24 protein-coding genes are annotated in these 25,765 nt (G+C 63.7%); 11 read left to right on the top strand and 13 right to left on the bottom strand.

The genetic code is table 11. The annotated features are described in order from the left end of the window. Positions 1 to 264: 264 nt before the first annotated feature. The 4 genes from ACRDT3_RS04230 to ACRDT3_RS04215 all read right to left on the bottom strand — a co-directional run bounded on the left by ACRDT3_RS04230 (position 265) and on the right by ACRDT3_RS04215 (position 7,659). Positions 265 to 1,659: a cryptochrome/photolyase family protein gene (locus tag ACRDT3_RS04230; protein WP_431491785.1), complete on the bottom strand. Its 1,395-nt coding sequence runs from the start codon at positions 1,657 to 1,659 to the stop codon at positions 265 to 267. A gap of 308 nt (positions 1,660 to 1,967) precedes the next feature. Then, positions 1,968 to 3,329, bottom strand: coding sequence for a purine-cytosine permease family protein (locus tag ACRDT3_RS04225; protein ID WP_431491784.1), 1,362 nt, complete (start codon positions 3,327 to 3,329; stop codon positions 1,968 to 1,970). Positions 3,330 to 3,611: 282 nt separating this feature from the next. Then, positions 3,612 to 5,603, bottom strand: coding sequence for a hydantoinase B/oxoprolinase family protein (locus tag ACRDT3_RS04220; RefSeq protein ID WP_431491783.1), 1,992 nt, complete (start codon positions 5,601 to 5,603; stop codon positions 3,612 to 3,614). A gap of 1 nt (position 5,604) precedes the next feature. Further along, complete coding sequence (locus ACRDT3_RS04215; protein ID WP_431491782.1) at positions 5,605 to 7,659, bottom strand: hydantoinase/oxoprolinase family protein; 2,055 nt, start codon at positions 7,657 to 7,659, stop codon at positions 5,605 to 5,607. A 167-nt stretch (positions 7,660 to 7,826) separates the two neighbouring features. Here ACRDT3_RS04215 and ACRDT3_RS04210 point away from each other — a divergent pair, with 167 nt between their 5' ends. Together ACRDT3_RS04210 and ACRDT3_RS04205 are read left to right on the top strand one after the other, a co-directional pair. Next, on the top strand, positions 7,827 to 9,413 hold the full coding sequence (locus tag ACRDT3_RS04210) for a helix-turn-helix domain-containing protein (RefSeq protein WP_431491781.1): 1,587 nt from the start codon (positions 7,827 to 7,829) through the stop codon (positions 9,411 to 9,413). 159 nt (positions 9,414 to 9,572) lie between these two features. Further along, positions 9,573 to 10,949 carry an NAD-dependent succinate-semialdehyde dehydrogenase gene (locus tag ACRDT3_RS04205; RefSeq protein WP_431491780.1) on the top strand — a complete coding sequence of 459 codons (1,377 nt, stop codon included), beginning with the start codon at positions 9,573 to 9,575 and terminating at the stop codon, positions 10,947 to 10,949. Positions 10,950 to 11,027: 78 nt separating this feature from the next. Here ACRDT3_RS04205 and bcp read toward each other — a convergent pair whose 3' ends face one another. Beyond that, the gene (gene bcp / locus ACRDT3_RS04200) at positions 11,028 to 11,504 is read right to left on the bottom strand and encodes a thioredoxin-dependent thiol peroxidase (RefSeq protein WP_431491779.1); all 477 of its coding nucleotides are present in this window, start codon (positions 11,502 to 11,504) and stop codon (positions 11,028 to 11,030) included. 241 nt (positions 11,505 to 11,745) lie between these two features. Between bcp and ACRDT3_RS04195 the strand changes: the two genes are divergently transcribed. After that, positions 11,746 to 12,840, top strand: a complete 1,095-nt coding sequence (locus ACRDT3_RS04195; RefSeq protein WP_431491778.1) for a hypothetical protein — start codon at positions 11,746 to 11,748, stop codon at positions 12,838 to 12,840. Positions 12,841 to 12,919: 79 nt separating this feature from the next. Here ACRDT3_RS04195 and ACRDT3_RS04190 read toward each other — a convergent pair whose 3' ends face one another. After that, on the bottom strand, positions 12,920 to 13,873 hold the full coding sequence (locus ACRDT3_RS04190; protein ID WP_431491777.1) for an SDR family oxidoreductase: 954 nt from the start codon (positions 13,871 to 13,873) through the stop codon (positions 12,920 to 12,922). Positions 13,874 to 14,188: 315 nt separating this feature from the next. Between ACRDT3_RS04190 and ACRDT3_RS04185 the strand changes: the two genes are divergently transcribed. The 4 genes from ACRDT3_RS04185 to ACRDT3_RS04170 all read left to right on the top strand — a co-directional run bounded on the left by ACRDT3_RS04185 (position 14,189) and on the right by ACRDT3_RS04170 (position 15,406). Continuing rightward, positions 14,189 to 14,455: a Rho termination factor N-terminal domain-containing protein gene (locus ACRDT3_RS04185; RefSeq protein ID WP_431491776.1), complete on the top strand. Its 267-nt coding sequence runs from the start codon at positions 14,189 to 14,191 to the stop codon at positions 14,453 to 14,455. Positions 14,456 to 14,480: 25 nt separating this feature from the next. After that, the gene (locus ACRDT3_RS04180) at positions 14,481 to 14,636 is read left to right on the top strand and encodes a hypothetical protein (protein ID WP_431491775.1); all 156 of its coding nucleotides are present in this window, start codon (positions 14,481 to 14,483) and stop codon (positions 14,634 to 14,636) included. Positions 14,637 to 14,663: 27 nt separating this feature from the next. Next, on the top strand, positions 14,664 to 14,912 hold the full coding sequence (locus ACRDT3_RS04175; protein ID WP_431491774.1) for a hypothetical protein: 249 nt from the start codon (positions 14,664 to 14,666) through the stop codon (positions 14,910 to 14,912). Between the two features lie 248 nt (positions 14,913 to 15,160). After that, the gene (locus ACRDT3_RS04170) at positions 15,161 to 15,406 is read left to right on the top strand and encodes a hypothetical protein (RefSeq protein WP_431491773.1); all 246 of its coding nucleotides are present in this window, start codon (positions 15,161 to 15,163) and stop codon (positions 15,404 to 15,406) included. A gap of 43 nt (positions 15,407 to 15,449) precedes the next feature. Here ACRDT3_RS04170 and ACRDT3_RS04165 read toward each other — a convergent pair whose 3' ends face one another. Then, positions 15,450 to 15,905 (bottom strand): DUF421 domain-containing protein, encoded by a 456-nt coding sequence (locus tag ACRDT3_RS04165; protein ID WP_431491772.1) that lies wholly within the window; start codon positions 15,903 to 15,905, stop codon positions 15,450 to 15,452. Continuing rightward, positions 15,905 to 16,441: a hypothetical protein gene (locus ACRDT3_RS04160; RefSeq protein ID WP_431491771.1), complete on the bottom strand. Its 537-nt coding sequence runs from the start codon at positions 16,439 to 16,441 to the stop codon at positions 15,905 to 15,907. Before ACRDT3_RS04160 ends, ACRDT3_RS04165 begins: the two co-directional genes overlap by 1 nt. A 184-nt stretch (positions 16,442 to 16,625) precedes the next feature. On the opposite strand from ACRDT3_RS04160, the gene ACRDT3_RS04155 reads away from it, so the two are divergent. The 4 genes from ACRDT3_RS04155 (at position 16,626) to ACRDT3_RS04140 (ending at position 20,194) form a co-directional block, all read left to right on the top strand. Further along, positions 16,626 to 17,276, top strand: a complete 651-nt coding sequence (locus tag ACRDT3_RS04155) for a 4a-hydroxytetrahydrobiopterin dehydratase (RefSeq protein WP_431491770.1) — start codon at positions 16,626 to 16,628, stop codon at positions 17,274 to 17,276. Positions 17,277 to 17,420: 144 nt separating this feature from the next. Then, complete coding sequence (locus ACRDT3_RS04150; protein WP_431491769.1) at positions 17,421 to 18,659, top strand: M20 family metallopeptidase; 1,239 nt, start codon at positions 17,421 to 17,423, stop codon at positions 18,657 to 18,659. A 9-nt stretch (positions 18,660 to 18,668) separates the two neighbouring features. Continuing rightward, positions 18,669 to 18,965 carry a hypothetical protein gene (locus ACRDT3_RS04145; protein ID WP_431491768.1) on the top strand — a complete coding sequence of 99 codons (297 nt, stop codon included), beginning with the start codon at positions 18,669 to 18,671 and terminating at the stop codon, positions 18,963 to 18,965. Continuing rightward, positions 18,905 to 20,194, top strand: a complete 1,290-nt coding sequence (locus ACRDT3_RS04140) for an MFS transporter (protein ID WP_431491767.1) — start codon at positions 18,905 to 18,907, stop codon at positions 20,192 to 20,194. The genes ACRDT3_RS04145 and ACRDT3_RS04140 overlap by 61 nt, the downstream gene beginning before the upstream one ends. 99 nt (positions 20,195 to 20,293) lie before the next feature. Here ACRDT3_RS04140 and ACRDT3_RS04135 read toward each other — a convergent pair whose 3' ends face one another. Genes ACRDT3_RS04135 through ACRDT3_RS04115 form a run of 5 tightly spaced genes read right to left on the bottom strand, consistent with a single transcriptional unit; the run spans position 20,294 to position 25,738 of the window. Continuing rightward, positions 20,294 to 21,715 carry a GntP family permease gene (locus ACRDT3_RS04135; RefSeq protein ID WP_431491766.1) on the bottom strand — a complete coding sequence of 474 codons (1,422 nt, stop codon included), beginning with the start codon at positions 21,713 to 21,715 and terminating at the stop codon, positions 20,294 to 20,296. Then, positions 21,712 to 22,509, bottom strand: a complete 798-nt coding sequence (locus ACRDT3_RS04130; RefSeq protein WP_431491765.1) for a triose-phosphate isomerase family protein — start codon at positions 22,507 to 22,509, stop codon at positions 21,712 to 21,714. The genes ACRDT3_RS04135 and ACRDT3_RS04130 overlap by 4 nt, the downstream gene beginning before the upstream one ends. A gap of 6 nt (positions 22,510 to 22,515) precedes the next feature. Next, a complete protein-coding gene (locus ACRDT3_RS04125; protein ID WP_431491764.1) occupies positions 22,516 to 23,481 on the bottom strand; it encodes a 3-hydroxyacyl-CoA dehydrogenase family protein in 966 nt (321 codons plus the stop codon). A 44-nt stretch (positions 23,482 to 23,525) separates the two neighbouring features. After that, complete coding sequence (locus ACRDT3_RS04120) at positions 23,526 to 23,993, bottom strand: ribose-5-phosphate isomerase (RefSeq protein WP_431491763.1); 468 nt, start codon at positions 23,991 to 23,993, stop codon at positions 23,526 to 23,528. 29 nt (positions 23,994 to 24,022) lie between these two features. Continuing rightward, positions 24,023 to 25,738 (bottom strand): dihydroxyacetone kinase family protein, encoded by a 1,716-nt coding sequence (locus ACRDT3_RS04115; RefSeq protein ID WP_431491762.1) that lies wholly within the window; start codon positions 25,736 to 25,738, stop codon positions 24,023 to 24,025. Positions 25,739 to 25,765 lie beyond the last annotated feature (27 nt).

Genomic DNA, 25,765 nt, shown 5'->3' with positions numbered 1-25,765 from the left:
TCGCTCTGGTGTGCGGGCGAGAATGCTCCTGATCCCGCAGCAAGGCAACCGATGCGCTGAGGCAGTGAGCTGAAAAGCAGCGGATCAGAACAACGAACAGCATGTGAAGATCTTCGTGGATCCGCGGGCATCTTCTGCCGGCTGCCCGGAAGCTGGAATCAGTTTTCCATTGAATGCCGACCGATGCTTCGCGTCCATGAGACGCCGCAGCTGCCGTGATCCGCAGCCGGTAATGTGCAACTGCGTGGGGTAGGAAAGCGTTCTTCAGCTTGCACCAAGCCTGAGCTTCATCTGATCATATGCATCCAATGCGTCGAGCCGTGACTGCTTCAGATCCACGAGGGGCACCGCGGCCAACGGCGCGAATTGAGCAACATAGCTTCCCTGCGGGTCGAATTTCTTGGCCTGCAATTCCGGATTGAAGACCCTGAAATACGGTGCCGCATCCGCTCCGCTGCCAGCGACCCATTGCCAATTGGCAGTATTGCTGGCGATATCCGCATCCACCAAGGTGTCCCAGAACCAGCGCTCGCCGACCTTCCAGTGCACTTGCAGGTTCTTGACCAGCAGGCTGGCTGCCACCATCCGCACCTGGTTGTGCATCCATCCGGTCTGCCATAGTTGCTGCATGCCGGCATCCACCAGCCTGAATCCGGTGCGTCCTTTCTGCCAGAGACTCACATGGAGGGCGGCTTGCGGGTCCTGCTCAGGCCAAACCCAGTCGAAGTGGTCGAAGGCTGTGCGCAGATTCCTGTGCGGAAGCTGCGGTTGGTGGTAATACAGGTGCCAGCAGAAGTCCCTCCATGCCAGTTGACGCCTCATCGCAGTGGCCCCAGCTGAAGCCTTGGGATTCTTCGCGGCAAGCTGGCCCAGGGCATCCCATATCTCGTGGGCGCCCAAGTGCCCCCAGCGCACTGCGGGAGACAACGCAGAGGTGCCGTCCAGATCGGGGCGGTCATGGTGCTCCGGGTAGCCTTCGGCAATTGACTCCAGGACATGTTCAAGCCGTTGCCGGGCAGGGGCTTCGCCGGGCTCCCACTGCGCAGCCAGTCCCGCAGTCCATTGCGCGGCGGCCGGAAGCAGCTCGAGGTCTTCCAATTCTAGACCGGAGGGAATCGCTGATGAGATGGAGAGTTCTTGCGCCAGTGGAGCGGGGAGCGGTGGCCTGATGGAACCGTCGCGCAGGGCGTTGTAGAAGGGGGTGAAAACCTTGTATCCAGTGCCGTTCTTGGTCAGCAGTTCCCACGGTTCATGCAGAAGCGTACCGGGGTAGCTGTGCGCTTCGAGCCCGAGGCCGCGTAGTGCTGTCTTGGCCTGTGTGTCCACCGCGCGCTCCGGTTGGCCGTAGCGCCGGTTCCAGTGAACGGCCTGCGCATTGGTTTGCCCTGCCAAGTCCGTGATTATGCTGTCCGCGGGTCCCTGGCGCAGGACAAGCGGTATGCCCAATTCTTCCAATGACGTCCGCAGGCTTTTCAGCCCGTGATGCAGCCACCACTTTGCCGCACCGCCCAATGGACGGATGCCCGGGGATTGCTGGTCAAGGATGAACACGGCGAGCACCGGCCCCGCGGACAGCGCGGACGATAATGCCGGGTTGTCTGCGGTGCGCAGGTCATCGCGATACCACATGAGCTGCAATGGTGGCGGTGATTGGTTCATTTGAGCTGTTGCCTCCGATCTGCGATCTAGATAGTTAGCTTAGCTAATGAATGCAACTTGTGCTTGCGGGGGAGACAAAGTCCATAAATTCGCGGTCATGGTGTACTTTCAGGCTGGACGAGCGGGATGAGTTGGCCTATGCGGCAGGGCAGCTCGACACGACCTGGTCCGGCCCGGAATACGCGCTCAGGGCTGGAGGGCAATCCACGCGGCCTCCCTCTTCGAAGTGCCGAATCTGCGCGGAGCATCCGGTGGCATGACGCATGACGCATGCCGGGACCGGGCTGACGGTTCCCGGCTTGCGCTGGCTAGGCCCGGTCAAGGGAGGCGAGCGATTCGTGGTTTCGAATGGCGCGCGACCCCGGGTTCCAGATCGCGTAGATTGCGGCGGCCAGTACTGGGGTGGTGAACACCCCGAAGGTGGCAGCCCCGTCGCTGCCCGATTGGATCAGCGCGATACCGGCTGCAGCGGAAATGACCCAAGCGCAGACCCCTGTGGCGTTGAAGGCAGGGAACCGATGATCCGGCAGGTGATGGCTGTCGGGGATGAGTCCAAAACGCTTTTCGCAGCGGATGTGGACCAGCGCGATGGCCACCCAACCGGTGACAAGGGCGCCTTGCCAAGACAACGCCAGCAGCAGGTACTGCACCACCGGCAACAGCATCAGCAGGTAGATAATGGCCGCGCCGATCACTACCCAAGCCAGCGACGGTAGCTTCAAGCCCAGTGCCCGAGTGCCGAATTCCTTCAGATTGGAGATCCCTAGCGCGTAGTTGGCGGTGTTGATTCGGGTCTGGGAAACGAAGATCACCAGCAGGCCCAACGGCCCCATGAGTTGGACCAGCGCCCCGGCGACACCGGTTTCGGTAGCTTCAGCGCCGGGAATGGTGAAGGTCAGGTAGATGCCGATCACGGAATTCACGCCGAAAGCCAAGGTGTAGAACAACCAGCCGAAGGTGTAGCGCCGATGGAACTGGGCATCTGCGGCCCGACCCAGAGAGGCGAAGTCCATGGTGTACATCATCAAGATCCACACCCCCATGAACGCGGCGCACGTGGCCAGCCATCCGGGTCCGCCCGCAGCGAGGGGCAGTGCGCCGGTGGAGTGCTCCAGCCAGGAACTGCCACCAGGATGGGCAATGGATGCCCAGATCACTGCGGTGATCAAGCCGCCCCAGTAGATGGGCAGCAGCCAGCCGTTGACCTTGTCCAGCCAGCGCTGGATTCCCCCGGCAATCAGCGGCAGGGTGTAGAGCACCACCAGCGCATGCCAGAGCTGGATCGGTCCGCCGAATTGGGCTTGGAATGCATTGCCCAGGATGGCTCCCTCGAAAACCGCGTAGTAGATCGCAGTGGCAGCGAAGACCAGCGTAGCCAGTACTGCGCCCTTGCGGCCCAGCAGCGTGCGGGAGAACTGCGCGACAGTCAATCCGCTGCGCAGCGCGTAGCCAGCCAGGACGCGGTTGATGGCGCCGTAGATGGCGATGGTGATGGCCAGCCCGATAAGCGTATCGATGGTCCCGTACGCCTGAGCGAGGGATGCGCCGATGTAGATGAAGAACATGGCCGAGACCAGGCCGTACCAAGCCATGGACAGGGAACCTGCACTCATCTTCGCCGTAGCGGAATGCTCGGCCGCGCTATGATCCGTGGATCGATTTATTGCCATGGGACTTCTCCTTTGTTGCTTTGGCGCGAGCCATCGCATCCCGGCGCTGGGGCACGGGCATGGCCTGGGCCTGATGTGGGTGGTGCAAGGAAGGAACATCCGAAAATCACGCCACCATCACTTGGTGAAGGCGTTTCGGGTGAATAATGTCCCGCGGGAGTCCGCGGGATCCGCCGGAGAACCGAATGTGCGGGAACCGGCGCATGGAGCAGGTTCCCGCACCGGCGGGGGTGCACCTGGCGGTGCAAGCGGTGGTGCAGCAGTTGCAAGGCCGGGCTGCGGCTAGGCTTCCCAGTGTGCGGCCGAGCGGCGCTGCATCAGCTGTCGGTACTCGGTGGTTGAGTTTTCCAGCAGTTCGCCAGTGCCCCAATGCAGGATCACTCCGTAGCGGCGGATGGCATCCAGCATGCCCACCGTGCCTTCGCGGTAGCGGGCGGCCACCGACTCGGCGTCTTCTTCGAGCCAGCCGCGCCGGTCGGCCCGGATCCGGGAGCGTAGCGCCTGGGTTTCGGACTCCAGCGCCTCATAGTTATCAAGGTCCGCATCGATTTCCTCGATCACCACGCCGTAGTCGGCTGCGGCTCGCTCGATGGAGACATAACCGTCGATGACGTCTTCGAGCACTTCCTGCGTGGGACGCTGCAACGGGTCGCCGAACCCTCCCCCTCCGGCCGAGGGGCGGGTGAATTCGTCGCCCGACTGCAGCGGGACCGAGGAGAAGATGGAGCCCAGGAAACGCTCGTCGGCGGTACCGCGATTCAGCCAGACACCGTGCGGGATGGACGGCAGTCCGCCCTCGATGCCCCAAGTGATGGACCGCGAACGGTCGCAGCAGTAGCTCATCACGGTGGAGTGCGCATCGGTGAGCATGCCGCCCTTTTCGATCCCCAACCCTCCGCGGAAGCGGCCCGGGCCGGCCGAGTCGATGGCGATCTCGTGCTTGGTGGTCAGCACCGGGGACAGCCGCTCCTGGCCTTCGACCGGCTGAACTGCCAGCCCCGGGCCGAACACCGGTGCGGTGGCCGAGGCACCGTCCTTGGATGAGCGTCCGCCCCAGCCGCCGGCCATCCAGTCGTACCACATGAAGTAGTTGTCCTCACTGGTGCGCGCATCGCGCCCGCCGACCAGCAGGTATTCCAGGTTGAAAGCGCAGGCCATGGCCCGCTCGGGCATGATCTGGCTCCACAGCTCGAAGATGCCGTTCATGATCTTCTCGTAGGGGCCCGAGCAGAAACCGGTCACCGCGTGCGGCCAGCCGGCGTTGACCACCGAGCCCTCTTCGCCGATATCCGCCTGCACGGCCGCATAGAAGCCCGAGTTCAGCGGGACCTCGGGGAAGAAAGTCTTGGTCCCGGCATAGATCGCCGAGTGGCTGGTGCCGTAGCCCGAATTCAAGAAGGTGGCCACCGCCGGGGCGGAACCGGACAGGTCGTAGTGGATCCCCTCTCCATCCAGCGTGAGCTTGATCTGGATAGGCACCAGCCCTTCGCCCCGGCCGGGGTCCACATCCAGGTAATCAGTGGTCTCCCAAGTGCCCCGCGGCAGGTCCGCTAGTTGGCGTCGGACGATGCGTTCCACATAGTCCTGGGTTTCCTGCATTGCGGTGGACACGGTGTCCTTGCCGTACTTGTCGACCAACCGCAGGATCTCGCGCTCGCAGACCGCGGTCGCCTCGGATTGGGCGTGTAGGTCTCCCATGGCTTGTTCCGGGGCACGGGTGTTGGAAACCAGCAGCTGCGCGACATCGTGCAGGAAGACGTGCTTGGAGTAGACGCGCACCGGGGTGATGCGCAGGCCTTCGCCGAAGTGCTCGGAGGCATTGACGTCGAAGGAACCGGGCACGTTGCCGCCGATGTCCGCCCAGTGCCCCTTGTTCTGTGCGAAGCCCAGGATGGTGCCCTCGGAGAAGATCGGGCGGATGAAAGACACATCGTTGAAGTGGGTGCCGCCGCGATACGGGTCGTTGATCGCGAAGACGTCGCCTTCGTGGATGTCGCTGCCGAACTGCTCCAGGACCGCCTTGCACTGGAAGTGCAAGGTGCCCACGTGCACGGCGATGTCGCCCGAGCCCTGCATGACGGTGTTTCCTTGCGCATCGCACAGCGCCGAGGAGAAATCGCGGGAATAGATCACGAACGAGTAGCAGGTGCGCAGGATCTGTTCGCTCATCAGGTCCACGGAGGTGGCAAACGCGTTCTTGAGCACCTCGAAGGTCACCGGATCAAGCGTAGGATCGGCGCTTGGCCGTAGCGGGGATTGGAGTATCTGGGTCATTTTAGGCCTCCGAAGGATTCTTCAGGTCGTGCAGGTGGATGCGGATGTTCCCCCAGCCGTCGATTTCCGCGGTGGTGTTCGGCGGTACGACAGTGGTGGAGTCGAGCTGGTCGATGATGGCCGGGCCAAGGAAGGTGGCGCCGGCCGGCAGCTGGCTGCGCTCGTAGACCGGGGTGGCGATCCAGCCGTCCTGGCCGAAGTACACCTGGCGGCTCGAAGCAGGAACGCCCGGGTCGGCATTCAGCTCGGTGGCCGGAACGAAGCCGGGCTTCGGTGTCTTTCCGATGGCGCTCAGGCCCAGCTGGTAGATTTCCACCGGCTGGTCTTCCTGGCTGAAGGCGAATTCGCGCTCGTGCTGCTGGTGGAAGGTCTCCACCGCGCGCTGCAGGGCCCCAGGGCCGGAGCCCATGGGTACGGCCAGCGAACGCCATTGCCCGGCGTAGCGCATGGAGATCTCGCGCTGCAGCATCGCGTCCTCGTCGGCAACGCCTTCATGGCGCAGGCGGGCAGTGGCTTCCTTCTCCAGGGCGGCGAATTCGGACTCGACCTGCTTCGGGTCGACCTGCGAGGCCAACGCGTTGAACATCAGGGAGAGGTCGTGGCGGATGTCCACCAGCAGGCAGCCCAGTGCGGAGGTGACTCCCGGGTTGGCCGGGACCACCACGGTCGGGATGGACAGTTCGCGGGCAACCTCGGCCCCGTGCAGGGCCCCGGCGCCGCCGAAGGCAATCAGCGCGAAGTCGCGAGGGTCATAGCCGCGGCGGATGGAGATCAGCCGCACCGCATCGGCCATGTTGGCGTTGGCCACCTGGACGATGGAGTGCGCGGCCTGCGCCGTATCCATGCCCAGCGGCTGGCCGATGGCTTGGTCGATGGCCTGGAGCGAGAGCGCGCGGTCCAGTTCGCGCGCGCCACCGGCCAGCGAAGTGCCCAGGCGGTTCATGGCCAGATTGGCGTCACAATTGGTCGGTTCCGTGCCTCCGGTGCCGTAGCAGGCGGGGCCGGGATCGGCCCCGGCGGAATGGGGGCCGTTGCGTAGCGAACCGGCAATATCCAGATGAGCCAGCGAGCCGCCGCCGGCGCCGATGGTCAGCACCTCGATTGAGGGGAATACGATCGGGTGCCCGTATTCCACCTGCCATTCCTTGGTGATGCGCAGCTCGCCGCCGGAAACCAGGCAGATATCAGTGGAAGTCCCACCCATATCCAGGCCTACCGCATTCTCGAAACCGCACTGCGCCGCCACATGCTTGGCCGCGATGGCACCGGCAGCGATTCCGGAAGCCGCCAGTCGCACCGGATACCGCTTGACCATGCGCGGGGTCATAGAGCCTCCGCCCGAGTGCAGCAGGAGCAGATCCCCGGCATAGCCTCCAGCCTTCAGCTCCTCGGCCAAGCGGTCCACGTAGCCGGTGACCAGCGGTGCCAGCACCGCGTTGGAGACCGTGGTGTTGAAGCGGTCGTGCTCGAAGATCTCTGGCAGGATTTCGGCGGACGCGGAAATCGCGGTTCCGGGCAGTTCTTCTTCGAGGATTTCGCGCATGCGGATCTCATTGGCCGGATTGGCATAGGAATTCAGGAAGCAGACGGCGACGGTGCTGACCCCGCGCTTGCGCAGCAAGGCTGCCAGCTGCCGGGCCTCAGTCTCGTCCAGTTCGGTGATGATCTTGCCTGCGTAATCGGTGCGTTCGGTGACCTCGAAGCGGTCGCGGCGGCGAATGTAGGGACCGGACACGTCCTTGTACGCATCCCAGAGGTCGTCCTTGGTGCCGTCGCCGATTTCAATGGCATCGCGGAACCCCCGGGTCGTGACCAGGGCCGCCTTGGGGAAGCGACGGGTGATCAGGGCATTGGTGGCCACGGTGGTTCCGTGCGAGAACAGCGAGACGTCGGACAGATCGACCTCGGCGCGGCGAACTCCGCTCATCACCGCCTCCATGGGGTCATGCGGGGTGGACGGGACCTTGGTGACGCGCATGCTCTGGGACTGGTCATCAAAGATGCATACATCGGTGAAGGTCCCGCCGACATCGACGGCAACTCTCAAGTTGGCCATGTTTTCTCCTCTGGTGAAGCTTGGAACTTGTGCTATCCACTGTGGGGTGTGATGCTCGTCTCTGTCATTGGTGGAATTCAAAGCCCGGCGGGCGTAGATTGTAATTTCCACTCCCGCCCCGGAAAACCGGGGCCTGCGGGATCGGCAGCGGACAGGAAGAAGGCCCAGTGAGCGAACGCGGGACGTTGACGGTGCAGGATTTGCTGGAGGCGACGTCCCTCGGATTGCATCCGGTGCATGTGCCCGACCCCTGGATGGAAGTCAGCGGCGCGCATACCTCGGAGATCCACGAGCCCGCCCGTTGGTTCGACCCCGGGCACGCAATGCTCACCACCGGACTGCGGCTGCAGCCCGAGGTGGAGCGCGTGCAGGCAGCCAGGGATCTGGCCTTCGCTGCACGCAGGGCCAAGGTGCCGGTGCTCTGCTTCGGGGTGGGCGTGTATTTCGAACAGGTGCCGGTGGAACTGGTCGAGGCGTGCGAAGCGGCACGGCTCAATCTGCTGTCGATAGCTCGGGACATCCCATTCAGCCATGTCGAGAAGTACATCAATGCCTTGTCCCCGGTGACGGAGGACTATGGAATGAAACGCGCCATGTGGCTGACCAACGACTTGCTGGATTCGATCGCCGCGGACCAGCCTGTCGCCTCGCTGATTCAGCGCATCGCGGCAAATTGCCGCGGAGCGGCCATGCTCTACGAGGACAACGGAACGCTGGTGGAATCCAGCGGCGACGGGCCGGTCCACCTGGTGCTGCAGGCCATCACCGACCACGGGATGCACTACGAACGGATCAGCATCGGCCGGTGGACGGTCATGTACCGCTCCATTGTGATGCGCGGACGCGGCTATCATCTGGCCATTGCCAGCCGCAACGAGGCGGTCATGGGCGAGTTGGGCGATGCCTTGCTGGATACCGCGCAGAAGATGCTTGGTGCGATCAAGGGTCTGCAGCAACTGGATGCCTCACGCAGAAGGCACGAGAATTCGCAGCTGCTCACGAGCTTGCAAGACGGCATCGAGGTCTCCCGGGAGCTGCGCTACTGGGAGCTGCTCAGCCAATTCGGATTCGCCGCCTACGAGCCGGTGCGCAGCGTAGCTGCGGTCGTGCGGGATGATGGGAGCCTTGGCCCGCGCCGGGTGGAGTCGGTCATCGCGTCGGCGCATCGTGCAGGAATTCCACTGCTCTTTGCAGAAAATGGGCGCAGCAATGATATCCAAGCGGGATTCAACGCGCTGATACCTGATGGCACGAAGCCGCTGCAATGGCTCGCGGAGCAGCAGGAGAACTTGGCCATCGGGGTCGGCGAGGCGTCCGTATCACTGGCACGGATCCCCGAGTTGCTACGCGGTGCCGAAATCGCGGCCAAGGTGTCGCTGCGCGGCACCGTCCAGGTGCCGGCAGGCGCGAACGCCATTCTGCGTGCGGAAGACCTGGACCCAGCCACATGGTTGCTGACGCGCATCGACAATCCGTTGGATCGCCAGCAGCTGGTGCGATTTATCGCGCCCTTGCGCGGGGAAAAGGAGCTGGAGGAAACGCTGATTGCCTATTTGGCATTGGACCAGGATATTGCCGGGACGGCGGCCGGGCTATTCGTGCACCAGAACACTGTGCGCTACCGCATCAAGAAAGCCGCCGAAATGCTGGGCGGGACGATCGCCGAATCGCGCATGTTGGCAAGTCTCTATCTTTCCTATGAGCACCAGATCATCCGGTACCGGCAGCGCAACAAGGATGAGGCTCCGAAATAGCTTGCCCGGCGATGGCCCTCCGAACCGGCAACAGTGCCGCAGGCTCCAGGGTGCGACCTGTGCCGTGTTGACTTCCAACGGCATCTGCTTGCCAAGCGCAGGGGCTTTGCTGGCAGACTGGGCTGTGGACACTAATCGATGGGACTTCCAAGGAGCAGCATGAGCATGTATGCGGTAACCAACCCGGCCACCGGCGTCGTAGAGGCAACCTACCCGACCGCCACCGATGGGCAGATCCAGGATGCCATCGCCGAGGCGCACAATGCCTACACCCAGTGGTCGGTCTCCGCCCTGGATGAACGCGTTGCCCTGCTGGAGCGCGTGGCCGACATCTATGAGGCTCGCGCCGACCAGCTGGCCGCGATCATCACCCGCGAAATGGGCAAACCGATCAAGCAGTCGCTGGGGGAGATCGGCATCGTGGCGGCGATCTACCGCTACTACGCCAAGAACGGCCCGAAGTACCTGGCCGACGAGGAGCTGGAAATCGCCTCCGGCGGCAAGGCGCTGGTGCGCAAGGAAGCGGTCGGCGCGCTGCTGGGCATCATGCCGTGGAATTTCCCGTACTACCAGGTGGCTCGCTTCGCCGGCCCGAACCTGATGAACGGCAACACGATCCTGCTCAAGCACGCTCCGCAGTGCCCGGAGTCGGCCCTGGCCATGGAAGAGATCTTCCGTGAGGCTGGCGCCCCGCAGGGCGCGTATGTGAACATCTTCGCCACCAATGACCAGGTCGCGGACATCATTGCCGATCGCCGGGTGCAGGGAGTATCCCTGACCGGTTCCGAGCGCGCCGGTGCTGCCGTGGCTGAGATTGCCGGGCGCAACCTGAAGAAGGTCGTGCTGGAACTGGGCGGTTCGGATCCATTCGTGGTCTTCGAGGACGCGGACGTGGCGCGCACCGCCAAGCTGGGCATGCGCGCCCGCTTCGGCAACACCGGCCAGGCCTGCAATGCGGCCAAGCGCTTCATCATCGATTCCTCGGTCTACGAGGACTTCTCCCAGGCGCTGGTGGAGCAGGTGGCCGGGATCAAGGTGGGCGACCCGGCCCAGCCGGAGAACTTCCTCGGTCCACTGTCCTCCGCCGCTGCCCGCGACGGACTGGCCGCCCAGGTGCAGGATGCCATCGACAAGGGTGCGCAGGTCCTCGCCGGCGGAAAGTCGATCCAGGGCGAGGGCGCGTTCTACGAGCCGACCATCCTTGCCGGGGTCACCCCCGAGATGCGCGCCTTCTCCGAGGAGCTCTTCGGCCCGGTCGCCGTGCTCTACAAGGTGGATGGCGAAGAAGAAGCCGTGGCCCTGGCCAACAACACCGACTACGGCCTGGGAGCTTCCATCCACACCCGGGACATGGAACGCGCAGAGCGTGTTTCCGTGCAGCTGCAAAGCGGCATGGTGGCCGTCAATGAGCCTTCGGCTTCCTACCCTGAACTGCCCTTTGGGGGAGTGAAGCGCTCGGGCATCGGCCGGGAGCTGGGCAAATACGGCATGGATGAATTCATCAACCACAAGCTGGTGAAGATCGCCGGACGCTAGGGCGCCGGAAAGCAAGAACGGTCCTGGCTCCCGAACTGATTCGGGAGGCAGGACCGTTGCAGCTTAATGCCCTGGGGCCTAGACTCCCAGTGCTTCGCGCAGGCGGCTGACGTGGCCCTTGGCATCGACGCCGTACTCGATCTGGTTGATGGTGCCGTCCTTGCCGATGACTGCGGTGGAGCGCAGGGTGCCCACGAAGGTCTTTTCCCCGAAGCTCTTCTCGCCGTAGGAGCCGTAGGCCTTGGCCACCTCGCTGCCCGGATCCGAGAGCAGCGGGAAGTTCAGCGACTCGTCGCTGGCGAACTTGGCAATTTCTTCCGGCTCATCCGGGGAGATGCCCAGTACCGCGTAGCCGGCGCTGCGCAGCGAGTTGAGGTTGTCGCGGAAATCGCAGGCCTCGGTGGTGCAGCCCGGGGTGGCCGCCTTGGGGTAGAAGTACACGATGACGTTCTGGCCTGCGTAGTCCGAAAGGGACACGGTCTGGCCTTCGCCGTTGCGCAGCGAGAAGGCAGGGGCCTGCTGGCCGGCCTGCAGGGCAGTGGAATGCTCGGACATCTTTCCAACTTTCATATCGTGGTAATTTATTTTCATTCTATGGGTTGAGCCTCCGGTTTTCCAGAGCTCCGCGCAGACAATGCGCAGACCCGAGAGCACTGCGTGAACGCAACCGGGCAGACTTGTGCGCGCTCAGGGCGCCGACTGCCAACTTGCTGGAATCCACTGCGAGCCTATCGCGGCATCCCTAGAGTGGGTCCGAAGCAGGCCACTCCTGGACCCGATCAGCGATGAGGTGCCCATGGCAGATGAAGGCAGCAGCACGCGCACGGTGGGGCTAATAGCCGACCCCGGTATTGCGCAGGTGCTGGCCAACCGCGTCTCGCACCGCTTGGCGGGAGCGCTGAACCGGCTTGATGACCATGAATACGACTGGCAGGTGGATGTCGCCCCGTTCACCCTGCCCACCGGTGCGACCGGACGGGTGGCCTTGAATGACAAGGTCCCGCGGTTGCGCGAGAAGTACGGCTGGGACTACATCATCTACCTCACCGATGTCCCGCACTATGTGCAGGGCCGCCCGGTGCGCTCGGTCATCAGCATCCGCGAGTCCTCGGCGGTACTGAGCATGCCCAGCCTGGGACTCGCCCGCAGGAGCAAAGTGGCCAGGGAACTGGCCCAGCTGGTCAGGGAGCTGTCCACCGGTGAACGCCCGTCCCAGGAACCCAAGCCCCTGGAGCGTGCCATGCGCGTTCATGCCAGCCGGGCCGATGGCGAGAACGAGCACAACCGGATCACCAGCATCGAGGGCCTGCGCGGCCGGCTGCTGCTCATTGCCGGCATGGTGCGCAGCAACCGTCCGTGGCGGCTCGTGCCCAAGCTCTCCTCCGCCATGGCCGGCGCCGTGGCCACCGGGGCCTTTGGCGTCTTCTACACGAGCATCTGGTCCATGGCCGACTACCTGTCTAGCCAGCGGCTGGCGCTGATCACGGTGTCCAGCATCCTGATCCTCACGCTCTGGCTGCTGCTGCACAACCGGCTATGGGAAAGCCCCCAGGGGAGCCGCCGGCGCGAACGGCTGGTGGTGTACAACGCGGCTACCGTGCTGACGGTGGGCTTTGCCGCAACGGCGATGTACGTGCTGATGTTCCTGGCCCTGCTGGCCGGATCGCTGATTGTCATCGACCAGGAGTACCTCGCCTACCAGCTGCGCCACTCGGTGACGCTGGCAGAGTACGTGAATCTGGCGTGGCTGGCCTCCTCCCTGGGCACCATGGGAGGTGCCATCGGCTCCAGTTTCGATGACGTGGCCAGCGTGCAGCGAGCCACCTTCAGCCAGCGCGAATACGAGCGGCGCAATATGGTGTTCACCATCAGCAAGCCTGAAAGCGAATGATCCACGGAACCACGGAACAAATGGGCCTGGCCATTCGCCTGCAGCGGGCGGCATGGCCAGGCACGTCCCTTTCGGCTGCCTAGGGCTGGTTCTTTCCGCCGTTCACGTGCACCGTGGAACCGACAACATACGATGCCTCATCGCTGGCCAGGAACACATAGGCCGGAGCCAATTCCACCGGCTGCCCGGCCCGGCCCAGCCAGGTATCGTGCCCGAACTCGGGCAGCGCCTCGATCGGCTGGCCATCCGAAGGCTGCAGCGGCGTCCAGATCGGTCCGGGAGCCACGGCGTTGACCCGGATCCCCCGCTTGGCCGCCTGGGATGCCAGCGACTTGGTGAAGTTGCTGATGGCGGCCTTGGTCGCCGCATAGTCCATCAGGTGATCCGAGGGATCGAAGGCCTGGATGGAGGTGGTGTTGATGATGGATCCGCCGACCGGGATCACCTTCAGCGCCGCCCGGCTCAAGGCGAACATCGCGAAGATATTCACATCGAAGGTCGCCTCGATCTGCTCGTCGCCCAGCTCCTGGAGGGACTGGACGCTGATCTGCTTGCCGGCATTGTTCACCAGGATGTCCAGGCCGCCCAGGGCGTCGACCGCCTCGTCGATGAGCGAATCGCGGTAGCCGCGGTCGCGCAGGTCCCCGGGCAGCAGCTGCGCTTGGACGCCGGCATCTTCCAGGACCCCGGCAATCACGTCGGCATCGGGCTGCTCGGAGGGCAGGTAGGCCAAGGCGACCTTGGCGCCCTCGCGGGCAAAGGCAATGGCCACGGCCGCGCCAATGCCCGAGTCGCCGCCCGTGATCAGGGCCCGCTTGCCGGCCAGCCGGTCGCGGCCCTTGTAGCTGCGCTCGCCGTGATCCGCCCGCGGCTGCAGCTGCTGGTCCAGCCCCGGCTCGGGTTGGCGCTGTTGCGGCGGGCTGATCTTCTCCTTGCCGGCGCGCTGCTGCTGGCGCATTTCGGATTGGCTCGAAGGCTCATGGCTTGCGCTGCCGTCCGGTTCGGCGTGGTGCGCACTGTTCATCTCGGGCATGGTGCTACCTCCTGCAGTTGCTGGAAGACGCCGGCGCGAGGCCGTCAACGGCGTCAGGGGCACCTCCCAGTGTTCTGCGCGGCGCACCGGCAGTGAATAGCGGGCCGCCCACTTGGCGGCAACGGCCAGAGAGCTTTCGGCCAGATGCCAGCTTCGCGTCAAGTGCCTGGAAATGTGCTAGCGCCGGAGTCTGGGATCCAGCGCAAAGTCCGGCCGCACCCCTGTTGCCGGCGCCGGCAAGTAGCTAGCGTGGAATCACCACAGCAGCAATCCAACGGCCCAGCCAGCGGGCGAAGCGCATGAGGGAGGAAAGCAATGGCAGGCAAGGACAACCGCCGGATCAAGGACGAGGAACTCTACGAGGAACTGCGCGAAGAGGGCAACTCGAAGCAGAAATCGGCCCGGATCGCCAACGCCGCCGCCCGCGACGGCCGTTCCGCCGTGGGAAAGCGCGGTGGCAAGGCCGGGGACTACGAGGACTGGACGGTGCCGGAACTGCAGAACCGGGCCAAGGACATCGGGATCGAGGGACGCTCGAAGATGCGCAAGGCAGAGCTGATCGATGCCCTGCGCAACTCATAGCAAGCGGCTAGGGCAGGAGGAAACCATGAGTGAACGCGAACAACCGGACAACCCGGCACGCACCACGCAGCCAGATGGAGAAGCGGAACCAGGCGAGGAACGCGTGGCGCGCCGGGGCCAGATCAACGAGGAGACCAGCGACTCATCCGACCAGGACGAGGAACGCTTCGACGCGGGTTGAGCATGATCAGCCCGGAAAGGACATGCCATGACGGAAAACCCAGTTCGCAAGACACGCAGCTACCGGCCGGGAATATGGCTGGTGATTGTCGGCGGGCTCTTCGCCATTGGGTTCGCTATCTATGCGCTGATCGCAGAACCCGAGGGCACCGCGGGACCACTGTGGATCGTTGTCGGCTGGGGCGCAATGGTCTTCGGCTACGGGGTGTACCGCGTCATCCGGGGTCCGAGCCCCCTGGATGATCCGCGTGCCGGCACCGACGCCAATGGACGGTGACGCCGTTGGCGCCCGATGGCTCCAAGCGGAGCACAGGAGCTTCCGGGAAAGCATCATGCTTCCCCGGAAGCTCACTCATTTAAACCTGCAGGCGCGCAATATTGCCACGCGCTGGGCAGACGGTGCCAGCTTCCGTGCGGGCCCGCCCGGGGCGAACCTGACAACAACCGATTAAGACTGTGCCGCGCAGGTCCAGAACTGGTATTCGGTAGAGGGCAGGAACAGCGCAACTCGGAAGGAGAAGAATCATGGGATTCATCGACAAGGCCAAGGACGCCATTGCCAACGCAGTGGACAAGCTGAGGGACCCGGACCAGAATCTGGTGGAGAAGACCTGGCCGCTGGGCCAGCCCGATGACGAGCATCTGCCCTCGGACACCGAGGATGCCTCTGAGCTCGACGCGGAGCAGGGAATCGATGCGGAGCAGGGTGTCGACCCGGATTTGAACGGATCAACGGATGACCAGTACAGCCAGGATGACCAGGAGCGCTAGCCCGGCACGGAAGGCAAAGTAGCGCAAACACAGGATGCGGTGCTCACTGCTGTGAGCTCGCCTCATGGGTGAAGAAGGACACCTTGCCGTTGGCTTCCAGGATCGCCAGCCGGATGCTGCTGTAGTCCTCGATGCCGGCCAAGCGGGCCAGCATGCTCAATTCATCCAGCCCGATGCGCTCGTGGTGCAGCGCCTTGCGGTCGATGCTCCCGTCGCGCACCAGCACGATGGGCCGGCCTTGGGTCAGCTTGCCCATCCGGGGCCAGCGCATATTGGCGTAGGCCAGGACTACTGCCATCAGGAGCATGGTGAAGACCGCCAGCAAACTGCCCACCAAGGAGCGGTCCTCCATGGTGATGCCCTGCTGCACCAGGTCGCCGAGCACCACGAAGAGCACCAGTTCGAAGGAGGAGAGCTCCCCGAGGGTCGACCGTCCCGCCGCGCGGGTAACCAGCCACAGGACGATGAACGCGATAGCCGCGCGGATGACAATATCCATCAGGGAATCCTCCAAGTTTCGATGCGGGACGACAGCTTGGTTCCGGCAAGATCCACTTCCACCTTCCCGGAGGTATTCGGGGACCACTCATCGGAGGCGCGCCCCTTGAAATGGAACACCGCGTGATGGGCGCCGGGTTCCCCGGACAGCGCGAAGATGATTTCCCCGTCGGGTCCGCTTTTTTGCGATTGCGCTTCGGGAAGCGGCGCGAAGTCCTCGAAAAAGTCCAGGTATTCCCCCGAAACGGAGACCGCCACAGTTTCGGGCAGTGCCGTAGCCGACCGCACCGAGACGGACAGATCCATTTCATGCCCCGCGCGCACCACGGATGGGTACTCGATATCCACCTGCGCTGGCCCCTTCACCGCGCTGGTGGTGCGCTGCTGGTCGAAAAGCCCCATGCACGCGGAAATCACGACCGCGGCAACCAGCGCCAAGGTCAGCAAGCTGAGCGTTCTGCGCCACGTGTTGACGCGCTCTGAAATGATGTCGTCCAAGGTCGAGTCATTGACCTTGGCCTGGAAGATATTAAGCATCCACCCTCCCCGGTCCATTCGCTCAGAGATTATCGACCGCCGGGTGCGGATGCATCACCGGCGCACAAGTTCACAGGTTCCCGGAAGAATGCCGCTGTTCATCCCGGGTTCTCCTGCAAATTGGGGGCGGGGCCTTGAAAAGGCCATGGGCCGGTGGAATGGTTGCTGGCGAAAGGGGAATACCATGACCGGCAACGACATTCTCAGTGACCAGCAGATCAGCGACTACTTGAAGGACCTGCCCCATTGGCGGGAAGTCCCGGGCGGTATTGCCGCCGCTTTCCAAACCAAGACCGCGGCGGCAGCCATCGAGCTCTTCAGCGATATCGCCGGGGCAGCCGAGATGGATAACCACCACCCCGACGTGGACTGGCGCTACAACCGCGTCTTCGTCACCACCACCTCCCATGACGCCGGAGGGAGGGTGACCACCCGAGACATCGCCTTGGCGAGCAAGATCTCCGAGCACGCCCAGGCCCTCGGCGCCAGCTCGCACCCGGAATTGATCCGCGCGGTGGAAATCGGCATCGATTCCGATGACCCGCAGCAGATCGCGGCGCAGTGGGCCGCCGGGCTGGGATACCAGAAGCAGGAAGACGGCAGCCTCATCGACCCGAACCACCGGTTGCCGGCCATCTGGTTCCAGGAAACTGCGACCCCCAACCCCAACCGCCTGCACCTGGATGTCTGGGTCCCGTTCTCGGAAAGCAAGCCGGTCCTCGAAGCTCTGGGCAGCGAAAGCACTGACCTTGATGGCCAATACGCGCCGAGCTTCACCGTGGCCACCGACCGGCAGGGCAACAGGTTCTGCATCTGCACCGAGCAGGACCGCTAGCGGCCCCGGCGCTCGCCGGATCTGCCGCCCGTCGCAATCCGCCGGTTGCTGGACTGGCCTGCTGGCCAAAGGCTAGATTGAAAGCGAATAAGCCAGCAGGGCCCTTTGGGCTAAGCGCTGTTGGGTGCGAAGAGAGGAACGCCAATGGGCACTGCGCAGGAAATCACCGCCTCGATCTTGGAGCAGCTGCCCTGGCAGGAGGAGCTCTACAAGCATTTCCACCGGCATCCGGAGCTGGGGCTGAAGGAACACGAAACCTCCGCGCGGATCTGCGAGGAACTCGAAGATCTGGGCTATGAAGCCCACTTGATCGGCGGCACCGGAATCGTCGGGGTCCTGCGCAATGGCGAAGGGCCGGTGGTACTGGCCCGCGCCGACATGGATGCGTTGCCGGTCACCGAGGACACCGGGCTGGAGTATTCTTCCACGGTCCCGGGCGTCATGCACGCCTGCGGCCACGACATGCATATGGCCACCCTGCTCGGCGCCGCCAAGTTCCTGGCCGAGAACCAGGAATCCTGGTCCGGCACCTATCTGGCGTTGTTCCAGCCAGCCGAGGAAACCGCGGCAGGCGCCAAGGCGATGGTGGACGACGGGCTGGTGGACCGGCTGCCGAAACCAGCAGTTGCCCTGGCCCAGCACGTGATGCCGGCGGAAGCCGGGATGATCGGGACCACCGCCGGGCCGATCCTCTCTGCAGGGGACTGCCTGCGGATCACCGTGCATGGCCGCGGAGCCCATGGCTCGATGCCGCATAATTCGGTGGACCCGGTGGTGCTGGCTTCCTCGATTGTGCTCAAGCTGCAGACCATCGTCTCCCGCGAAACCCAGCCCGGGCGTTTCGCGGTGCTCACCGTGGGCGCGCTGAATGCCGGCGCCACCGCGAACATCATCCCGGACCGCGCCCAACTGCTGCTGAATATCCGCACCTACGAGCCGGCCATCCGCCAGCACGTCATCGACTCCATCCAGCGGATCGTGCGCGGCGAATGCCAGGCTGCCGGCTCGCCCAAGGAACCCGAATTCGAGTTCTACGACCAGTTCCCGCTGACCAGCAACGACGAGGCGGCCAACGCGCGGATCACCGAGGCATTCGAGGCGCACTTCGCCGATGGGCAGGTCTACCAGGCGGACCCGGCCACCGCCTCGGAAGACTTCAGCACCATCCCGGATGCCTTCGGCATTCCGTACGCCTATTGGACGGTGGGCTGCGTGGAGAAGCAGAAGTACCAGGATGCGGTGGCCAAGGGCACCGTCTCCGCCGATATCCCGGCGAACCATTCGCCATTCTTCGCCCCGGTGATCCACCCGACCCTGGAAACCGGAACCCGCACCCAGGTTGTGGCCGCCTTGGCCTACCTGGGCCGCGGGGCACAGGACTAGGAGGAACGGATGATGCCAACCTCGACGGGCCGCGGTGCCAGCACCTGGCAGCCCACGGATAAATGGCTGCTGGGCATCGTCCTGGCGGTCATCAACTTCTGGCTTTTCGCCCAGACGCTGTTGAACGTCATTCCGGGAATCCGCGGCCAGCTGGGCGTGGAGGAAACCCTGGCCAACTTGGCGGTGTCCATCACATCCCTGTTCTCCGGAATCTTCATCGTTGTCGCTGGCGGGCTGGCCGACCGGTGGGCCGGGCCAAGATCCTGTATATCGGCATTTGGCTGTCGATTGCCGGCTCGCTGCTGATTGCGTTGACCCCCGAGAACCTGGGCGGAGTGACCAGCGCGATGCTGCTGGGCGGCCGGGTGATCCAGGGATTGTCCGCGGCCTGCATCATGCCGGCATCCATGGCCCTGGTGAAAACCTACTACGAGGGCAAGGACCGCCAACGGGCGCTGTCCTACTGGTCCATCGGCTCCTGGGGCGGTTCGGGGTTCTGCTCGCTGTTCGGCGGGCTGATGGCCACCAGCTTCCTGGGCTGGCGCTCGATTTTCTGGATCTCCATTGTGCTCTCGGTGCTCGCGCTGTTCCTGCTCAAGGGCACCCCGGAGTCCAAGGCCGAGCAGGATCCGAACGCCTCGCACCGCTTCGACTGGTCCGGGCTCGTCTTCTTCATCATCATGCTGGTTTCGATCAACGTGTACATCTCCCAGGGGCCGAATATCGGCTGGCTCTCGATGGCCGGGATCGCCCTGGTGGCCATCTTCGTGGTGGCCGGGCTGGTGTTCTTGCAGATCGAGGTGCGCAACCGCAACCCGTTCGTGAACCTGAAGCTGTTTTCCAACGGCACCTTCACCGGTGCCACGCTCTCCAACTTCCTGCTCAATGGCGCGGCAGGCACCTTGATCGTCTCCCTGGGGCTGGTGCAGATCGCCGCGGGCATGTCCTCGCTGCAATCCGGCCTGCTGACCCTGGGCTACCTGATTGCCATCCTGGCCACCATCCGCGTGGGCGAGAAGCTGCTGCAGCGCTTCGGGCCGAAGAAGCCGATGCTCTGGGGATCGATGATCACCGGCATCGGCATCTTGCTGTGCTCGATGACCTTCGTGTACATCGACCAATACATCGTGCTTTCGGTCATCGGCTTCACGCTGTTCGGCATCGGCCTGGGCTTCTACGCCACCCCGTCCACCGACGCGGCGCTGTCCAATGTGCCGGACAACCAGGTGGGCGCCGCCTCGGGCATCTACAAGATGGCCTCTTCGCTGGGCAATGCCATCGGCGTGGCAATTTCCGCAGCGCTGTACGTGGCCGGCCAACACATGGATCCGGCAACCATCCAGTCCTGGGGATTGTTCATCGGGCGGCAGGACAATGTGGCGCTGCGCTTCGGCGGCGCGGTCGGCTTGCTGTTCAATGTGCTGATGGTGGTCATCGCCATCGCCGCGATCATCCTGACGGTTCCTTCCGAGAAGCAGAAGGACAGCGAGAAGACCAAGCACGATGAGATCGCTCCGCCGGCGTTCGGCAACTAGCACCATGATTGGGCGAGCTCCCCAGCGAACTGAATAGTTCGTTGGGGAGCTCGCCCATTTTCGTTCCGTCATTGCGGCGATAGCCGTTGCGCTGCCTAGTCAGGCAACCAGTGCGTAGAGCAACCAGCACAGCGCGAAACTCATGACGCCGACTGCGGTGGCGATGACGGTCCACGTCGACAGGGCGGTCTTCGTGGAGATGCCAAGGAAGCGGCTCACCAACCAGAACCCCGAGTCGTTGACGTGCGAAAGCGTGATTGCGCCTGCGACGATGGCAACGACAATGCAGGCCAGTGCCAGCGGGGACTGATCCCCGGAAGCGGCAACGGCAGGAGCCATGAGCCCGGCGGCAGTGGTGCCGGCGACGGTGGCAGAGCCCTGGGCGACGCGCATGATCACTGCAATCAGGAAGCCCGCGAGGATCAGCGGCATGCCGACCGCTTGCAGGCTGGTGGCCATGGCCCCGCCGATACCCGTGGCGGTGAGGACTCCGCCGAAGATGCCGCCAGCGCCGGTAATCAGAATAATCGAGCACACTGGAGCCAACGCGTCGTCGACAACTTTCTCCAACGCTCCTCCGAGTGGACCCTCATGTCCCCGAATGACCAGCAGGTACATTGCCGACAAGGTGGAGATCAACAAGGCGATGGGCGTATTGCCGACGAAAACGAGAATCTGGGCCCACAATGCATCTTCCGAGACAGCACCGGTCGCTTGCAGGGTCTTAATCCCGGTATTCATGAAAATCAATACCAGCGGCAGGAGCAGCAAGCCGAGCACTACTGCAAAGCTTGGAGGGTTCTTCTGGTCTTCTTTTGGCTTGCCGAGCAATTCAGGGACGGAAATCATTTGGGTGCGAGCCGCGAGCACCAACGAGAGCCGGTATCCGGCAACATACCAGGTCGGTATTCCGACCAGGAGTCCAACCATGAGCACCAACCCGACGTCGGCGCCGACGATTCCCGCGGCAGCAACGGGACCCGGGTGCGGTGGCACCAGCGCGTGCATGACCAGGAAGGCGCCTGCGGAAGGCAGCGCGTAGCGAAGCAGGCCGCCGCCGACCCGGCGGGCCACGGTGTAGATGATAGGCAGCATGACAATGAAGCCGGCATCCAGGAAAATTGGGAAGCCGAAGAGCAACGATGCCACGGACAAGGCCAGTGGTGCACGTTTCTCGCCGAACAGCCCGATCAGCTTCTCTGAGATCACCTGCGCGCCGCCGGAAGTTTCGATTATTCGACCGAGAACCGCACCGAAGCCAACCAGCATGGCCACATTGCCCAATGTCTTGCCGAAGGGTCCGACGATGGTCTCCAGCAGATCCTGTGCATCCACACCGGCAGCTACCGCTGTCAGCAAGCTGACGATAATCAATGAGAAGAACGCATGCATGCGAACTTTCATGATCAGGAACAGCAGCAAGGCTATGGCCAGCACCGCGATCAGCAGCAGGACGGGAATTGGCAGCGTCGCCTCGGGTGGAGTAGCTGCGGCCACCCTGAGGAAGGACAGTTGAATCATGAGGTCTCCAGATGAATTTGGCGGGCGCGCGCTTCATCGAGCACGGCGCCGAAGTTGGCTGGGTCATGGGCGAACCGGCCCAAGAAGAGGCCATCGGCCTCGGGAAGGCGGGGGAGCAGGCCGGGGCCTGCGCTGCCACCGTAAATCAGTGCCACGGGTTTTTCGCTGCGGGTCAGTTCCTTGCGGATAATCCGCAATACCGCATTGATGTGTTCGGCGGACGCCGGCTGGGCGGCGCCAATCGCCCAGACCGGTTCATAGGCGAAGAGCACCGAGGACGGATCGATCACTTCTGTGGTCCTGCTGCCCAGCGCCGCGGCGATCTGCTGCAGGCATTGGCGTGCTGCGCTGGGGGCATCGCCGTGTTCGAGCTCTCCGATGCACAGCAGGGGGCGCAGGCCGGAGGCGGCGGCAGCGCGTACCTTCGCTGCCACCACGCGGTCGTCTTCGCCGAAATCGGCACGCCGTTCTGCATGCCCCAGCTCCACGATCTGCACCCCGAGTTCTGCCAGCATCCCGGCACTGACCTCGCCGGTCACGGCTCCCTCGGTGGCCGCGCAGTTCTGTGCGGCCAACTGGCAGCCGGTGCCGCGCAGTATTCGCGCCGCGGATTCGAGCACCGGGAAGGATGGCGCAACAAAGGCAATGACTTCCGACTTCACTGTCCCTGGCGCATCGTGCACGAGCAGTTGCTCGCGCATCCCTTCGAGCCAGGCCAGGGACTGAGCGTAGCCCAGATACATTTTTGTGCTGACACCAATGTATTGGGATTCGGGGCGAATGATCGTGGACATGGATCGCTACTGGGCGTTCTGCGTCGCCAAGGGTGCCGGGCCGAGTTCCTTGAGCAGCTGGCCCATCTTGACGTAGGCCTCGTTGCGGTAGGCGATCAGCTCCGGCAGCTGGTCCGCAGGCACATCTAGGAAGCCCCCGCCGGACTTGGTGCCCAGCTTGCCTGCCTCAATCTTCTCGGTGAGGATCCCCGGGGTGGCGAAGCGTTCAGGGAAGTCGGTCTGCAGGGAGGTGTAGCAGAAGTTGTATACGTCCAGGCCTGCCATGTCGGCAATCGCGAAGGGACCGAAGAACGGCAAGCGGAATCCGAAGGTGGTGCGCACCAGCGTGTCGATGGCCTCGGCCGAGGCAACGCCGTCCTCCACCAGCTGGGTGGCCTCGTGGAAGAGCGCGTACTGCAGGCGGTTCAGGACGAAACCGGTGACGTCCTTGACTACGGCAGTCTCCTTGCCAGTGGCTTCGACGTACCCGACGGCCGCGTCGATAGTTGCCTGGGAAGTGCCCTCATGGGGGATGATCTCGACACCCGGGATGAACGGTGAAGGATTGGAGAAGTGCACGCCCAGGAAGCGCTCCGGATTGGTCACGGCGGTCGCCATGTCGCCAATCGAGATGGTCGAGGTGTTTGAACCGATCACGGCGGTTGCGGATGCAGCGGCGCTGATCCGGCGCAGGGTCTCGTGCTTGATTTCCAGAACTTCGGGGACGGCTTCTTCAACGAAATCGGCACCAGCGACAGCTTCTTCCAATGATGCCGCGGCAGAAAGGTTCTGCTTCAGGATCTCGGTGGCACCTGCTGGGAACAGGCCGCGGGATTCGAAATCAACTGATTCGGCTAGCAGGCGTTCCAGATTCTTCTGCGCGACTTCTGCCGAGGTGTCGGCCAAGGCTACGCGTGCACCGGCCAAGGCCAGTACCTGGCCAATGCCGCCGCCCATGTAACCCGAACCGATAATTGCTACTTTGATGTCCATGATGTGTCTTTCGTAGAAGGAGATTCGCTGACCCAGTGGTGGGTCTAGTTGGTTTCGGGCTCGTAGGAGCAGATGGCATCGACCTTGGCCGCTGAGCCACTGGAAGCATCGAACTGGTAGCCGAGCCATTCGGAGGCCAACTTCTTGGCCAGTTCCAAACCGATGACCCGTTGCCCGAAGGCCAGCACTTGTGCATTATTGCTGAGCACCGATCGTTCTACGGAATAGGAGTCATGCGCCGTAACGGCACGGATGCCGGGAACCTTGTTGGCAGCGATGGCCACGCCCAATCCGGTGCCGCAGATCAGCAGTGCGCGGTCCGCTTCGCCAGCAGCCACCCGCCTGGCAGCTGCGACCGCAACATGCGGGTATGCCGTTGAGTCATTGGATCCCACCCCGGCATCCACTACGGAATCCACGCGGGCATCCGCTTCCAAGAAGGCCTTGAGCGCTACCTTGTAGTCCACTCCGGCTTCGTCGTTGCCGATGATGATCTTCAGTTTCTTTTCCATGTTGTCCTTTTCTGCTGTGCTCGGTTGGGCTAGGCCAGGGTGCTGTTGGCATGCTGCGCGGAGAGACCGGCAACGATCAGTGCGAAGGAATACGCACCAGGGTCCTGATGGCCAAGCGACTTCTCCGACAATGGACGGGCGCGGCCCTTCTTGGGACGCAGATTCGCGGTTGCCAGAGCCGCTGCCTTGGCTGTGCTTGCACTGCGTTCCAAGACCAGCCCGAGGGGCAGGGCAGCTCTGATGCCTTCCCTGATGGATTCCGTGTAGGGGTGCAGGGCATCAACCATGGTCTTGTCGCCCAAATCGGTTTTGCCCAAGGTGATTACCGCATCGCTAAAGGCCTCGACTGCTTGGGCCAGGTCTGCATGGCTGTACTGCTCGCGATTGCCCAGCGACTGACCGATAGCGGTGATTCCCGCGCCCCACAGGGCGCCGGAGGTTCCTCCGGCCTTCTCGCTCCATGCCTCACCGGCGGAAGCCAGGACATCGCGCACGCTGCGTGTTCCAGCGACGGCCGTGGCGGCCCCGACCGCCGCTTCGATGCCGCGGCGCATGCCGATCCCGTGGTCCCCATCCCCGGCGATGGCATCGAGATCTCCCAGTTCCGCTTCATGTCGCACGATGATGCCACGGGTAATTTCGAGCAGGCCGGCGGCTTGCTGGCCCAGGTGTGCCGAAGCCGCGGTGGCTACCTCGTGGGTGCGTTCGCGAGCGTCTGCCACAGCGAAGGTGCGTCGAGCGGCGGCAGTGACGTTGCCGCGCCGGAACGCCGGTGTATCTGCCGGGGCGCTCCAGAGCCTTTCGAGTTCCTCATCTACCCAGAACAGGGTCAGCGAGGCGCCGGACATGTCCAGGCTGGTGACCAATTCACCGCATTCTGGCTCAACGACCTGCAGGCCCTCGGCGATGAGCAGCCGCTCTACGTGTGCGTAGAGCACAAAGAGTTCCTCGTATTTGACCGTGCCCAGGCCGTTGACAATAGGTACTACCCGGATTCCTGCCTCGGCTGGACGGTCCGCAAGCAGGCGGGAGACCAACAGTTCGGCTAGCTCGGACGAGGTCGGCAACTTGTGTTCGGAGATGCCTGGCTCACCGTGGATGCCCAGCCCCAGGGACATGCCCTGTGCCGGGACGTGGAATAGCGGGGCTCCGGCGCCGGGCAGGGTGCAGCCATCAAAGGCCACGCCCAGGCTGCGGGTCCGTTCGTTGGCTTTCTCGGCTAGGCGTACTGTTTCTTCGAGGTCCGCGCCTTCTTCCGAGGCGGCTCCGGCGATCTTGAAGACGGTGAGGTCTCCGGCGATTCCGCGGCGTTCATGCTTGCGTTCCGGAGGGGCGCTGGCAATATCGTCGGTGACCACCACGGTGCGTGTTTCGATTCCGTCGGCGACTAGCCGTTCAGCGGCCTGGCCGAAGTGCAGTACGTCTCCGGCGTAGTTGCCGTAGCTGAGCAGCACCCCGCCTCCGGTGGAGGCTGCCTTGGCTACCCGGTAAATCTGTCCGGCGGAAGGCGAAGCGAAGAGGTTGCCGCAGGCGGAGCCGGCGGCCAGACCGGGGCCGACCAACCCGGCGAAGGCAGGATAGTGCCCAGAACCGCCGCCGATGACCACGGCGACCTGGTTCTGCTGCATTTGGCTGGCGCGCACCACGCCGCCGTCCACCCGTTCCAGGCGGTTACGGTGGGCCGCGACCAATCCGTCGATGGCTGCATCAGCGAATCCGGTGGGATCGTCAAAGATTTTTGTCATGTCTTCTGGAACCTGCTTGTGCTTGTT

Source organism: Glutamicibacter sp. (assembly GCF_050701915.1).
GTDB lineage: Bacteria > Actinomycetota > Actinomycetes > Actinomycetales > Micrococcaceae > Glutamicibacter.
Note: the sequence above shows the minus strand (reverse complement) of the source record. Positions and strands in the feature narration are given on the sequence as shown.